Below are 12869 nucleotides of genomic sequence, written 5' to 3' on the forward strand. Positions count from 1 at the left end.
ATCTTGACACCGCAAGCCCTCTGTGAGGCCCGCAAATGCGAAAAAACGACATATCTGGCATAGATTTTCTACTCGTGTTGATCTTGTTGACACGTTTGCCGATGCCAAAGTTGCAAAAACAACAGTTTGCGCGCCATGCGCACGCGGTCTGGGCCTTCCCCTTTGCCGGGGTTGCCGTTGCGGTACCTGCCTGCATTCTGTCGATGATGGCGCTGGCCTTTGGGCTCAGCCCGATGGTCGCGGCGGGGATTGCGCTGCTGACGCAGACGGTGCTGACCGGGGCGATGCATGAGGACGGGCTGGCCGATACAGCTGATGGGTTCTGGGGTGGCTTCACACGGGAGCGGCGGCTGGAGATCATGAAGGACAGCCATATCGGCACCTATGGCGTTCTGGCCCTGATCCTGAGCGTTGGCCTGCGCTGGATGGCGTACGCCAGCATTCTGGCGGCGGCCGCCCCCTGGGCCCTACTGCCTGTTGCAATGCTGAGCCGGGCCATGATGCCACTGGTCATGGCCGCGCTTGCGAATGCGCGCGGCTCGGGTCTGTCATCCTCCGTCGGCCGACCGCCTTGGCGTGCCTGCGGGCTGGGGCTGGCGATTGCGGGTCTGGTGGCGCTGCTGATACTGGGCTGGTCAGGCTGGGGCGTATTGCTGGCCATGCTTGCCGCGACAGCCGTGATCGCGGCAACCGCGCGTACCAAGATTCGCGGACAAACCGGGGATGTGCTGGGGGCGACGCAACAGCTGAGCGAGCTTTCCGGGTTGCTGGTCCTTGCGGCGGCGCTTGGCTGAACAGCCACGCCTGGTTCCGGTCACTCCACCCCGCTGGTGCGGATTTTCAGCTGCCCGCCGCAATGTTTACAATGCACCGCGTCGATATCGTGGCGCGTCAATCCGCATTGGCTGCAGGTGTAGCGCACCCGCTGGGGGTTAAAGATCGCCTGCGCCAGCCGCACGAACAAAGTCACCCCCACAACCATGACAAAAACCGAAAATGTCTTGCCAGCTGGTGTGGCCATGGTGATGTCGCCGAAGCCGGTCGTGGTCAGTGTCGCCACGGTAAAATACAGCGCGTCAATGTAGGGATAATCGCTGCCGGATGTATCCATGAAGAACACAAGAGCCGTCATCGAGGTTGCGAAGACAAAGATGAAGAGGTTGATCCCCGCGATGATTGCATCTTCATGGCGGCGGAAAAACCGGCTGTCGCGCCGCAGGTCCTGTAGCAGATGATAGGAGTGGATCAGCCGCAGCCCTCGCAGGATACGTAGGAAAGCCAGCCCTCCCGGCAGGATCGTCTCCAGCAGCAGTGAGATCAGCACCACAATGTCGGCCAGCGTATAGATGCGCCAGAGCAGTTTGCGGCGGTTGCCGCTGATCCAGAACCGCGCCGCCAGATCCAAAGCGATGACGACACCGGCCATCCAGCTCAGCCCGATCAGCCAGGGACCATGGGGAATATGGGCCGTCGACATGAAGAATAGAATTGTAACCGCATCAAATCCGATCAGCCCGTAGCGAAACCGGACCGACGCGCTGTCGGTCCCGCGATAGAGATCGGTCAGGCGAGTCTTTAGGTCCGTCATGGTGTTCTCTGCTCGTTTTTTGGGTCTTGGCTCGATGTGTCACACACGAACGCCGTCACGATCCACATGTCAGCGCCTAAAGCATAGCGCAAAAACGAAAAAGGCCACGCCCTGGAGCGCGGCCTAGGTTTCTTTGTTCGTATATCCGATGGATCGGACCCTGCGGCGATCAGATCTGGATCAGGCCGCGCGGGAGGTCAGCACCTCGTCCACCTGCTTGGCGGCGGAGATTTCGTCACCACCTGAAACCGCCGCAACCTCGCGCGTCAGACGCTCAAGTGCCGCTTCATAGAGCTGACGCTCGGAATAGCTTTGTTCACGCTGGTCATCGGTGCGGTGCAGGTCACGGACCACTTCAGCAATGGAGATCAGGTCACCGGAATTGATCTTCTGCTCATACTCCTGGGCGCGACGCGACCACATGGCGCGTTTGACTTTCGCCTTGCCTTTGAGCGTGGTCATGGCTTTGGCGATCACATCGGGGGAGCTGAGCGACCGCATGCCGATTTCGGTGGCTTTATTGGTCGGCACCCGCAGTGTCATCTTGTCCTTCTCAAAGGTGATCACAAACAGTTCCAGCGTGAAGCCGGCCACTTCCTGCTCTTCGATCGAGATGATCTGGCCAACGCCATGGGCAGGGTACACAACATAGTCGTCAGGGCGGAATTCAGGCTTCTTCGATTTAGTCATACAGGTCTTTCCTCGCTCTGTGCCGACCTTCGGGTCGGCTGGGCTGCCACACATCCACGCGCGCGGTGATCCGAATACCCGCACCCACAGAAATGCCGCAGAAAAACCGCCATAGGACCCGTGCGTCGCAGGGCGCACAGTCAAGGCGGACATCCGTGGTTGGTCATTTACTGAAAGAGTATATCATATTTTCTGCCCCACAAAAAGGCAGCGCTCCGTGAAACATCATGGTCCCAATGGATCCAGACCCGAAAAATGCCATAAAACGGCGGGTCTCCGGTGCGGCCCGTTCCCGGACCGCGCAGTCTTGCAAAGGTGAGTCGCGAAGCAACCAGCCAGCTGGAGCCGCAGACACCTGCTGTTATCAGCCGCCTTCGCCGGGAGCTTCGGAGAAGTACTTCTCCAACTTGCCTTCTTCTCCGTCGCGTTCCTCTGCATCTGGCAGTGGATCTTTCTTGGAGACGATGACTGGCCACATTTCGGAGTATTTCCGATTGAACTCAACCCATTTGTCCATATCCGGCTCGGTATCCGGGCGGATCGCATCGGCGGGGCATTCCGGTTCGCAGACGCCGCAGTCGATACATTCATCCGGGTGAATCACCAGGGTATTCTCGCCCTCGTAGAAACAATCGACCGGACAGACTTCGACGCAGTCGGTGTATTTGCAGGCGATGCAGTTATCCGTAACGACATAAGTCATGGTGGCCGAGTCCCGTAGCTGTTTGGCTTGTAGCTAATTCACCCGAGCGCCGGCTTCAAGATGTCAAAACGCGCCATCCCGGCGACTAAGATCAAGCGCCCTGCGCTCTTTCTTATCCGGGCGACCTTTTCCTTCGTAGCGCGGATTACGCGGCACGGGGTCCTGTTTTTCGGTCAAATCAAAGTACAGCGCCTGTGCCTCTGGAGCAGGTCCGCGCCGTGTTCCAAGTGCTTCGACCCGGACGGTCCGGATGATGCGCCCTTGAGGGAAGGTCAGAACGTCCCCAAGAGAGACGTTCTGAGCCGGTTTTGCAATCTTGTTGCCATTGAGACGGAGATGGCCCGCGCTGACCATCTTGGCGGACAGGCTACGGGTCTTGAAGAACCGCGCCTGCCACAACCATTTGTCGATCCTGATCTTTTCAGCGACCTGCGTCATCCATGGCACCAGCAGCCGATCAATCGGATTGTTTCAGTCCCATCAGCGCCGCTGCAAAGGGATTGTCGGGATCAATCTGCTTTTCCTTCTTCGGCGGGCGGGCCGAATAGGTTTTGCTGCCCTGATCCTGACGGCCACCCTTCTTGCCGGGTTTGCCATCGCGGCCAGGCTTGCCGCCACGTGGTTTGCCCTTGCCGCGCGCAGCGTCGCCGCCACGCTTTGCACCGCTCTCGCCAGCGTCCTGACCGCGACGGCCACCGCCGCGGTGGCCGCCCGTCTTCCGGGCGCGCCCCCAGGTGAAGGTGTAGAACACCTCCATCTCAAGCTCGTCTACATTGGCATCGGCAGCTTCGCCAACCGGGGTCTCGATCTCGGCGGTCTCGGGGATCGGATCAACAGCTGCCGGGTCGGCCATGGTTTCTGCAACCGGTGCCACCCCTGCGTCCTCAATCGCCGCAACATCACCCGGAACATCGGCTGGCGCATCAGGATCAGCGGTAACTGTTTCCGTGACGGCAGCGGTATCGGTCTCATCCGGGGCGGCGGCAGGCGTGTTTTCAACCTGTTGCGCCGCGTCCATCACCGGGATATCCGCATCAGGCGTGCTGGTTTCGGTGACCACGGTGTCAACCGCCTTGGCCTTGACCCGCTCGCCCTTGTCGGCCTGATAGCCAAGCCCCTGCATCAAATCTGCAAACTGCTCCAGCGTCATGCCGGTGATCGACAGCATGTCGGCCTTGGCCTCGAACCCGCCACGGCTGTCTTCGGCGCGCAGCATGTCTGCAAGACGTTCGAGCATGTCGATACGGATCATGCGTTCGCCCGCGTTGCGATACCCGCACATGGTATCATAGCCCTGCGGAGCATCCTTGATCACAGGAACGGTCACCAGACCGGCAGGCGGTGCATCGGGGAATTCGCCAAGACCCTCGGACAGCGCCCAGAGCACCAGCCGCAGGCGAGTCGGCGCCGGCTTCAAAAGCAGCGGCATGAAGATGGTGAACTGGCCAAAGCGGATGCCATGTTTGCGCAACGCGCCACGTGCATCCTGGTCCAGATCTTTCACTTCCTGCGCGACACTGCCGCGCGGCAGCAGACCCAGCCCCTCGACCATGCGGAAGGCAAAGCCACGGGCCAGGCCGGTCAGCTCCTCGTCGCGCTGCAGGTTGAGCAGCGGCTCAAACAGCGCGTTGATCTTGCGTGAGATGAAATGTTGCAGGCGGCGTTCGACCTTCTGGGCCACATCTGGGCCCGCAGTATCGTCGACAAACACCTCGATGCGCGGATTCAGCGGGTCAGCGCCGGCCACCAATTTGCCGACAGCATATTCACCCCACATCAGGCCGCCCTGATCGGTAAAATCAATTTCGGTATCCGGCGCGTTGTAAAAACGGTCAGCCCGGAGATGAAAATGCGGTGCGAGTGCTTGCAGGGAGGCGGATTTCAACGCCTTTGCCTCGGCGCCTTGTGCGCCCTTGTCCGGCGAGAACCGGAACCCTTCAAGACGACCAACGAATTCACCTTCGACGGTCACTTCACCCTTATCATTCACTTCGGCCAAAAGGGCCTCCTTCTGTTTGAGCCGGCGCAAAAGCACGGATGTGCGCCGGTCCACAAATCGCTGAGTCAGACGTTCGTGCAAGGCGTCCGACAATCTGTCTTCTACAGCGCGCGTCTCCCCGCGCCAATGACTTTCATCACGGACCCAGCCGTTCCTTTGTGCGACATAGGTCCATGTTCGTATAAAGGCCAAACGTTTCGACAATGCGTCAATGTCGCCATCAACCCGATCAATCCGTTTGACCTGCCGCGCCAGCCAGTCGTCCGGGACAACGCCTGAGTCGTGCAAATACTGGAACAAAACGCCCAAGAGCCCCGAATGTTCCGATTGCGAGATACCGCGAAAATCCGGGATGCGACAGATATCCCAGAGCAATCGTACCGAGGGCGCGTTGGTTGTGCGCGCCAGAATTTCATCCTGCTGGGACAAGGATTTCAAGGCGATAAGATCGTCCGCTTCGCGGGCGCGGATCAGGTTCTGATCGTCAGGCGCTGATTCGAGAGCGCGGATCAGTGCCTCTACCGTGCCGAATTGCAGCGCCGAGGAACGCCAGTTCAATTTCTTCAACGGCGTGAACCGGTGTTCCATGATCGCCTGCGCGACGCCATCCTCCAGCGGCGGGGCATCGCCGGTAACCCCAAAGCTGCCGTGACTCATCCCGCGCCCTGCCCGCCCCGCGATCTGGGCCAGTTCATTCGGGGCCAATTGCCGCATCCGGCGACCGTCAAATTTGCTGAGCGACGAAAAGGCGACGTGATCGATATCCAGATTGAGACCCATGCCGATGGCATCGGTCGCGACCAGATAGTCCACCTCGCCATTCTGGTAGAGCTCGACCTGGGCGTTGCGGGTCCGGGGGCTGAGCGCGCCCATCACAACGGCTGCCCCGCCCTTCTGTCGGCGCAACAGTTCGGCGATGGCATAGACATTGTCGATGGAGAACCCGACGATAGCGGTGCGCGCAGGCATCCGGCTGAGCTTCTTGGATCCGGCATAGACCAGATCCGAAAGCCGTTCGCGGCGCATAAACTGCACGCCCGGAACCAACGCAGCAATCGGCCCGCGCATGGTGTCAGCGCCAAGAAACAGCGTCTCATGAGTGCCACGCGCCCTTAGCAGACGGTCGGTAAAGACATGGCCCCGTTCCGGGTCGGCGCAGAGCTGGATTTCATCCACCGCAAGGAAATCGCAGCCCATCCCCTCGGGCATCGCCTCAACAGTGCAGATCCAGTATTGTGCGCGCGGCGGCACGATACGCTCTTCACCGGTGATCAGTGCCACCACCGACGGGCCACGGGCGGCGACGACCTTGTCATAGACCTCGCGCGCCAGAAGCCGCAACGGGAATCCCATGACACCCGTGCGATGCCCCAGCATACGTTCAATCGCATAGTGCGTCTTGCCGGTATTGGTCGGCCCCAAAACCGCCAGGACCCGGGCGCTCCCGGAACTCTGCGTGCCTGTCATGATATTGCCCTCAACGCCCGAACCGAGCTCAACTGTCCGCCCTAAAGCTCTTTGCCCTCGACTTCGGTCTTCAGCCGGTCGAGCGCGCTGGTTATCGCCTCGTGGTGCGGATGTATAGCCTGCGCCCTTTTATAGGCCTCATAGGCGTTTTGCGGGTCATTGAACTGTTCGAACATCGCCCCCAGCGCAAAAATCGCATTGTAGTCGTTGGGGTTCAGCATCAGCGTCTGCTCCAGATCGGCCACGGCAGGGCCATAGAGGCCCGCGGTGAAATACGCCCGTGCCCGCTCGTACCAGCCCATGGCAAATCCTGGCGCATGATCGGTCAGCGCAGTCAGATGCTCGATGGCAATCCGGGTATCGCCGCGGTCCAGCGCGTCCTTGCCACGTTTCAAAAGCAGGTCCATCGCAGGCGAGCCGCTACTGTTCCAGAGCGCCTGCAGGGATCTGTCCAGACCGATGGCTTCCTGCGGGTCGGCATCGGACAAAGCGGCCAGCAGGTCCGCCTCGCCCTGAACCTCCTGAGCGTGACCTTGCAAAGGCACGGAAAACAGGACTGTCAAAGACGTTGCCGCCACGATAGCTTTGAGATTGGAGAATTTTGCAACCATGATGGGTTAAGTGTAACCGCGCAGCCTGCGTTTTCCAGAGTGGGAAGGACATCCTTCACATAAATTTGCAGGCTGCGGACCAAAATGAGGACTGAACATGAGCGAAACGCTGACCCAAGCAGCAGAAACGCTGAACGCAAAAATGGATGGTGGCTTTGACGGCTCCGCCAAATTCGACATCACCGGCATGGGTACCATCATGCTGGATCAGAACGGGGCCCGCGTCGCCGACGAAGAGGCAGAGGTCACCATGACCGCCGACGCAGAGACGTTTCAGTCCATCATCGAGGGTGAACTGAACCCGACCACGGCATTCATGAGCGGCAAGCTGACCATCGACGGTGACATGGGCACCGCGATGAAACTGGCATCGGCGATGGCCTGATGGACGCGCGCCCGATGGATCTGACCCCCGCTCCCTTCTTTGCCGATATCGCGCGAGGACCAGACGGCGGGCAGGCCCATTGGGTGAGCACCAGCGATGGCCTGCGCATCCGCGTGGGCCATTGGCGCCCTGCGGGCGCTGAGAAGGGCACGTTGCTGCTGTTTCCCGGGCGCACCGAATATATCGAAAAATACGGCGGAGCTGCCCAGGATCTGGCAAGCCGAGGCTATGCAACGCTGGCAATCGACTGGCGCGGCCAGGGGCTGGCGGACAGGATGTTGCCGGAGCGGCTTCTGGGTCACGTCGTCGCCTTTCGCGATTTTCAGAAAGACGTCCAAGCGGCGGTCGAGCTGGCCGATCGGCTCGCTCTGCCGAAACCATGGTTCGTCCTCGGCCATTCTATGGGCGGCGCCATCGGTCTGCGCGCAGTCATGGAAGGGCTTCCGGTCAAAGCCTGCATTTTTTCCGCGCCGATGTGGGGAATTCAGATCCCGCCCGCGCTGCGGCCCGTGGCGCGGCTGCTCAGTTCTATGGGTGACCGGTTCGGCATCGGCGCAATGCGGACCCCGACGACAACCCTAGCCCCATATGTGCAGGCCAGCCCGTTCGAGGGCAATTCGCTCACCAATGATCCTGAGATGTACCGCCTGATGCAGGATCAGCTTGCGGCACAGCCCGATCTGTCGCTTGGCGGGCCGACCGTCCGATGGCTGGGCGAAAGCCTGCGAGAATGTGCAGCCCTTGCGAAAATGCCCTCACCCGCACTGCCCTGCATCACCTTCCTCGGCACACAGGAACAGATCGTCAATACGGCAGCCATTCATGACCGGATGGCGCGCTGGCCGGGCGGCGAACTGGATCTGGTCGAGGGGGCGCAGCATGAGGTGATGATGGAAGAGGCTGAAACCCGCCGCGCCATTTTTGACAAGATCACCCGTTTGTTCGATCAATACGCAGACTAGGTTCACCCCGGACAGGCTGACGCGATCAGCGTTCTTAAAATCTCGCGCGCAGTGCCCCCTGCCCGGCCAATAAATCGCCGCCCGACGCGGGCCGCTTGCTTGTGATCCCCAGCCCTCGCGCTTAGATGTCGTAGAAGACACACAACAGCCCGAGGTGCCCTGATGTTCAACGCTCCCTTCCTTGACCGCGACCTGATGCGAGACGCCAACGCCAATGATGCGGGCGGTGCCGGGCCGGATGGGCTGGGCAATCTGCCTGAATGGGATCTGAGCGACCTCTACACCTCTGAGGATGCGGCAGAGCTGGATCGCGACCTCAACTGGCTGGAGAAAGAATGCGCCAGTTTCGCCAGTGACTACGAAGGCAAACTGGCCGATCTGGATGCCGACGGTCTGCTGGCCTGCGTCTTGCGCAACGAGAAGATCAACGCCATCGCCGGGCGGATCATGTCCTTTGCTGGTCTGCGCTATTATCAGCTGACCACCGATGCCGGTCGCGCCAAATTCATGTCCGACATGCAGGAGAAGGTAACGATCTTCACCACGCCGCTGGTGTTCTTCTCGCTTGAAATCAACCGGGTTGAAGACGCGGCACTGGAGGCCCATTTCGCCGCCAACAGCGATCTCGCCCGCTACAAACCGATTTTTGACCGTATTCGCGCGATGAAGCCTTATCAGCTGTCTGACGAGCTGGAGAAATTCCTGCATGATCTGGGCGTTGTAGGCGACGCCTGGGAGCGGCTTTTTGACGAAACGATTGCCGGCCTCACCTTCACCGTTGACGGCGAAGAGTTGAACATCGAAGGCACGCTGAACCTGTTGACCGAACAAGACCGCACCAAGCGGGAAGCCGCGGCGCGCGAACTTGCCCGGGTGTTCTCCGACAACATCAAGATCTTTGCCCGTGTCCACAATACCCAGGCCAAGGAAAAGGAAATCCTGGACCGCTGGCGCGGGATGCCCTCTCCGCAGATGGGACGCCATCTCTCCAACCACGTCGAGCCGGAGGTCGTCGAGGCCCTGCGAGAAGCTGTGGTGGCCGCCTACCCCAAGCTGTCGCATCGCTATTACGAGCTGAAGCGCAAATGGCTGGGGCTGGACCGGATGCAGGTCTGGGACCGCAATGCGCCGCTGCCAATGGAGACCTCCCGCACCGTCAAATGGGAGGAAGCACGCAAGATGGTGATGGATGCCTATAGCGCTTTTGATCCGCGCATGGGCGATCTGGCAGAGCCGTTCTTTGAGAAGGGCTGGATCGACGCCGCCGTGAAACCGGGCAAGGCGCCGGGGGCATTTGCTCACCCGACCGTCACCGATGTGCACCCCTATGTGATGCTGAACTACCTCGGCAAACCGCGCGATGTGATGACGCTCGCGCATGAGCTGGGCCACGGCGTGCACCAGGTACTTGCAGCCGAGCAGGGCGAAATGCTGTCGTCAACGCCGCTGACGCTAGCGGAAACCGCATCTGTGTTCGGCGAGATGCTGACCTTCCGCAAGATGCTGGAAAACGCCAAGGACCAGAACGAGCGCAAGATCCTCTTGGCGGGCAAGGTCGAGGACATGATCAACACGGTCGTGCGCCAGATCGCGTTCTATGACTTTGAATGCAAATTGCATGCCGCCCGCGCCGAAGGCGAGCTGACCCCTGATGGCATCAACGCGCTGTGGATGTCGGTACAGGCCGAGAGCCTTGGTGAAGCCTTTGATTTCATGGACGGCTACGAGACCTTCTGGACCTATGTACCGCATTTTGTCCACTCGCCCTTCTACGTCTACGCCTATGCTTTTGGCGACGGGCTGGTGAACGCGCTCTACTCCGTCTACGCCGAGGGGGCCGAAGGGTTCGAGGACAAGTATTTCGACATGCTGAAGGCAGGCGGTTCCAAACACCACAAGGAACTTTTGGCGCCCTTTGGCCTGGATGCCTCTGATCCCACCTTCTGGGACAAGGGCCTAAGCATGATCTCCGACATGATCGATGAGCTGGAAGCGATGGAGGGGTGAAGCCGATTACCCTGCGCTCGGCGGCGCGCAGCGAGCTTGATCTGGTCGCCCATACAAGTGTGGAACCGGATCAGGTCCGCTTCTCTGGCACCGTGGCGCAGGCCTTTGAAGAAGGCGAGGACGGCGTGGATTTTTACGCCATCCTCGACGGGCCCCGCGCGCTGGGGTTCTTGAAGATCGACCGCCTTTAACACGAAACCTATGATTTCGCCTCGGCAGATGAGCTGGGCCTGCGCGCGTTTATGATCGACCGCGGCGCGTAGGGTAAAGGTTATGCCCCCACAGCCGTCTCTGCTTTACAGAGCAATCTGCCGACCCAGTACCCGGCCCGCCATGCAGTGGTGCTGAGGGTGAATTTGCAAAACTCTCCGGCGGTTCGCTGCTATCAGAAAGGCGGGTTTCAGGACACCGGCGGCATCTATCCCCATGGCCTTGCCGGCCCCCGGCACATCCTGCGGATGGCCCTACCGCGCGAATAAACCATCATCAATCGCCGCCAGGTGGCGGTCACCCCAGGCAGCAAAAGCCTTTACACTCCTGGAACCGCACTGTCGGATTTTCGGACAATTTATGGTATAGTTTCGCCGTTCACCAGTTTGAGGGGATGAGTAATGTTTATTTTCAAAAAAATTTGTGTATTGGCGATTGTGTCAGCCCTGGCAGCGACGCCGGTTTTCGCAGCGGGCCCCGACCGGAAAAACCGCGTAAGCGGACAAACGGTTGTCGAGCTTTATTCCGGCAAGACATGGATCTGGAGCAAAGGGGGCTCGTATTGGGCGCCTGACGGGAGCTTCCAAGCCGTTTGGGAAGACAGCGTTGGCTTGGGAAAATGGTACGCAACCTCAAAGGGCCAGCTGTGCTATGAGGCGCTCTGGTACAGCAGCGAAGGCGGGTCCGGGGATCAGAACAAAGAATGCTTCCGCCATGTAGCAGACAGCAAGGGCCAGCTGTGGAAGTACAGCGACAAGGACCAATCATGGTACAAGCCGACGAAGGAGTTCGCCGAACGCGTGAAGCCCGGGAACAAGATCTCGTCACAGGTCCGCAAGCTGCGCAAGAAATACGGCATCTGACAGCCTCAGACAGCGAGCCGGACCGACTGAGTAGCTACGGTTAGCAACGCATGCGAAACTGGTCCGCAGGATACCTGCACTGGAGACCTGCTCCCGGTAGACAAGTACGGTCAAGATTAACCGTCGAAGAGTGGCGCGCCGTAGCTGACGGCGCGCCACTGCTCACTGATGCGGGAAGTAATCTTCGCAGTCGCCGTCGCGGTAGACATCTGCCGTACAGCAGTGCAACCCGCCGCCAAAGGCATAGGCGTCGCGCAACTCGACCTCGACCACCTCCATGCCCAGCTTGTCCATCTGCTCGGCCTGATAAACCTCGGATTTCTCGACGCAGACGGTTTTCGGATCCAGCACCAGCACGTTCATCGACAGCCAGGTGGAGGAGTAGCACAGCGGCGGCGGGGTGTTGTGGGCAGGCTGTGCTGCGTCAACGATTTCCCAGCCGTTCTTGTTGAACATCTCGCGCTGCTCTTCCGGCAGGCGGCGCTGCGGGTTGTTCAGGATCAGCCCCGGGCGCAGCGGTGTGAAAGTGGCGTCGATGTGGATCGGGTACGGATCGCCCGGGAAGTTCACAGTATGCACCCTGTGATCCGGGAAGTGGCGGCGCAGCCACTCAATGCCCTTGAGGTTCGTTGTGAAGCCGTGCTGCACCACCAGATCCTTGCCAAAGCGCAACACGTCGGCGGCGTCAAACAGCGGCTCTTCCTCGGTGGTGACAAAGAATTTCTCCGCCGCCCATTCCAGCCGCTTGGCCACGCCGATCTTCTCGCTGAGGTAATCCGGGTGGTAATCTGCGTCCGTGAGGCGCGGCTTGGGGGCGGCTTCGTGGCGGAACCTGGGGTCTTCTTCCCAGTACTTCTGCAAAAGCGGGCGGTAGTTCAGGTATTCGAACCAGCGGCAGCGGTAGGACATCGTCGCTTCCAGCATCTCATGGCCGACAGTCAGCAGCACGTCACGCGGCGGCATGCAGCCGAACTGGCTGTCGGTGTTGAAGTCCGGGGTGGTCACCGGCTGGGAATGATCAATCGAAACCGGCCGGTCCACCCGGATACCGCGGTTCTGCAGCTGGCTGGCAAAATTGTCCAAAAGCTCATTGGCACGGTCGATGGTTTCCTGCGGGCGGCGGCCCCACTGGCCGCGCATGTCGCTGTCTTCCGGCACCTTGGCATCCAGCGCGGGCTCTTCCGGCGGGATGTGGCAATCATCGGCACGGCCCACGATCACATGGCGCAGCGTGTCCCATTCATTCCAGCTTTTGACTTCAGTTTTTTCCGGCGACCAGGCCATGGATGCCTCCCTTGATCTCGGGAGGCAAAGGCGGGGCCTTCAATCTCCCGATTGAAAGTCCCGGCGTACAGGAGCGTGGTTTTGGGCCAGAGCAGTCTGC

13 protein-coding genes are annotated in these 12869 nt (G+C 60.2%); 6 read left to right on the top strand and 7 right to left on the bottom strand.

The window, feature by feature from the left end:
• The first annotated feature begins 35 nt into the window (after positions 1 to 35).
• The gene (locus VWZ81_RS16745; RefSeq protein WP_416543150.1) at positions 36 to 794 is read left to right on the top strand and encodes an adenosylcobinamide-GDP ribazoletransferase; all 759 of its coding nucleotides are present in this window, start codon (positions 36 to 38) and stop codon (positions 792 to 794) included.
• A gap of 20 nt (positions 795 to 814) precedes the next feature.
• Here VWZ81_RS16745 and VWZ81_RS16750 read toward each other — a convergent pair whose 3' ends face one another.
• The 6 genes from VWZ81_RS16750 to VWZ81_RS16775 form a co-directional block, all read right to left on the bottom strand.
• Positions 815 to 1588, bottom strand: coding sequence for an ion channel (locus VWZ81_RS16750; RefSeq protein WP_340544783.1), 774 nt, complete (start codon positions 1586 to 1588; stop codon positions 815 to 817).
• A gap of 180 nt (positions 1589 to 1768) precedes the next feature.
• On the bottom strand, positions 1769 to 2278 hold the full coding sequence (locus VWZ81_RS16755) for a CarD family transcriptional regulator (protein ID WP_340544782.1): 510 nt from the start codon (positions 2276 to 2278) through the stop codon (positions 1769 to 1771).
• A 364-nt stretch (positions 2279 to 2642) separates the two neighbouring features.
• Positions 2643 to 2981, bottom strand: a complete 339-nt coding sequence (gene fdxA / locus VWZ81_RS16760; RefSeq protein ID WP_008559821.1) for a ferredoxin FdxA — start codon at positions 2979 to 2981, stop codon at positions 2643 to 2645.
• Positions 2982 to 3044: 63 nt separating this feature from the next.
• Entirely contained in the window at positions 3045 to 3419 is a 375-nt protein-coding gene (locus tag VWZ81_RS16765; protein WP_416534727.1) for an RNA-binding S4 domain-containing protein, read from the bottom strand.
• A gap of 19 nt (positions 3420 to 3438) precedes the next feature.
• On the bottom strand, positions 3439 to 6447 hold the full coding sequence (locus VWZ81_RS16770; RefSeq protein ID WP_416543151.1) for a helicase-related protein: 3009 nt from the start codon (positions 6445 to 6447) through the stop codon (positions 3439 to 3441).
• A gap of 41 nt (positions 6448 to 6488) precedes the next feature.
• Entirely contained in the window at positions 6489 to 7058 is a 570-nt protein-coding gene (locus VWZ81_RS16775) for a tetratricopeptide repeat protein (protein WP_416543152.1), read from the bottom strand.
• Positions 7059 to 7155: 97 nt separating this feature from the next.
• Here VWZ81_RS16775 and VWZ81_RS16780 point away from each other — a divergent pair, with 97 nt between their 5' ends.
• The 5 genes from VWZ81_RS16780 (at position 7156) to VWZ81_RS16800 (ending at position 11485) form a co-directional block, all read left to right on the top strand.
• Positions 7156 to 7443, top strand: coding sequence for an SCP2 sterol-binding domain-containing protein (locus VWZ81_RS16780; protein WP_340544777.1), 288 nt, complete (start codon positions 7156 to 7158; stop codon positions 7441 to 7443).
• Positions 7443 to 8405 (top strand): alpha/beta hydrolase, encoded by a 963-nt coding sequence (locus VWZ81_RS16785; RefSeq protein ID WP_416543153.1) that lies wholly within the window; start codon positions 7443 to 7445, stop codon positions 8403 to 8405. Before VWZ81_RS16780 ends, VWZ81_RS16785 begins: the two co-directional genes overlap by 1 nt.
• A 162-nt stretch (positions 8406 to 8567) precedes the next feature.
• Positions 8568 to 10412 carry a M3 family oligoendopeptidase gene (locus VWZ81_RS16790; RefSeq protein WP_416543154.1) on the top strand — a complete coding sequence of 615 codons (1845 nt, stop codon included), beginning with the start codon at positions 8568 to 8570 and terminating at the stop codon, positions 10410 to 10412.
• Entirely contained in the window at positions 10409 to 10603 is a 195-nt protein-coding gene (locus tag VWZ81_RS16795; protein WP_416543155.1) for a hypothetical protein, read from the top strand. The genes VWZ81_RS16790 and VWZ81_RS16795 overlap by 4 nt, the downstream gene beginning before the upstream one ends.
• 420 nt (positions 10604 to 11023) lie before the next feature.
• Positions 11024 to 11485: a DUF995 domain-containing protein gene (locus VWZ81_RS16800; RefSeq protein ID WP_340544773.1), complete on the top strand. Its 462-nt coding sequence runs from the start codon at positions 11024 to 11026 to the stop codon at positions 11483 to 11485.
• A 162-nt stretch (positions 11486 to 11647) separates the two neighbouring features.
• Here the strand turns inward: VWZ81_RS16800 and VWZ81_RS16805 are convergent, their stop codons facing one another.
• Positions 11648 to 12769, bottom strand: coding sequence for a serine/threonine protein kinase (locus tag VWZ81_RS16805; RefSeq protein WP_416543217.1), 1122 nt, complete (start codon positions 12767 to 12769; stop codon positions 11648 to 11650).
• Between the last annotated feature and the right edge of the window lie 100 nt (positions 12770 to 12869).

Origin of the sequence: Phaeobacter sp. JH20_34 (genome assembly GCF_048056095.1) — a bacterium.
GTDB lineage: Bacteria > Pseudomonadota > Alphaproteobacteria > Rhodobacterales > Rhodobacteraceae > Phaeobacter > Phaeobacter bryozoorum.

Coding starts and splice junctions, on each gene's coding strand:
- VWZ81_RS16780 (WP_340544777.1), top strand. CDS start 7,156: ATGAGCGAAACGCTGACCCAAGCAGCAGAAACGCTGAACGCAAAAATG.
- VWZ81_RS16785 (WP_416543153.1), top strand. CDS start 7,443: ATGGACGCGCGCCCGATGGATCTGACCCCCGCTCCCTTCTTTGCCGAT.
- VWZ81_RS16805 (WP_416543217.1), bottom strand. CDS start 12,769: ATGGCCTGGTCGCCGGAAAAAACTGAAGTCAAAAGCTGGAATGAATGG.
- VWZ81_RS16750 (WP_340544783.1), bottom strand. CDS start 1,588: ATGACGGACCTAAAGACTCGCCTGACCGATCTCTATCGCGGGACCGAC.
- fdxA (WP_008559821.1), bottom strand. CDS start 2,981: ATGACTTATGTCGTTACGGATAACTGCATCGCCTGCAAATACACCGAC.
- VWZ81_RS16770 (WP_416543151.1), bottom strand. CDS start 6,447: ATGACAGGCACGCAGAGTTCCGGGAGCGCCCGGGTCCTGGCGGTTTTG.
- VWZ81_RS16775 (WP_416543152.1), bottom strand. CDS start 7,058: ATGGTTGCAAAATTCTCCAATCTCAAAGCTATCGTGGCGGCAACGTCT.
- VWZ81_RS16800 (WP_340544773.1), top strand. CDS start 11,024: ATGTTTATTTTCAAAAAAATTTGTGTATTGGCGATTGTGTCAGCCCTG.
- VWZ81_RS16745 (WP_416543150.1), top strand. CDS start 36: ATGCGAAAAAACGACATATCTGGCATAGATTTTCTACTCGTGTTGATC.
- VWZ81_RS16790 (WP_416543154.1), top strand. CDS start 8,568: ATGTTCAACGCTCCCTTCCTTGACCGCGACCTGATGCGAGACGCCAAC.
- VWZ81_RS16755 (WP_340544782.1), bottom strand. CDS start 2,278: ATGACTAAATCGAAGAAGCCTGAATTCCGCCCTGACGACTATGTTGTG.
- VWZ81_RS16765 (WP_416534727.1), bottom strand. CDS start 3,419: ATGACGCAGGTCGCTGAAAAGATCAGGATCGACAAATGGTTGTGGCAG.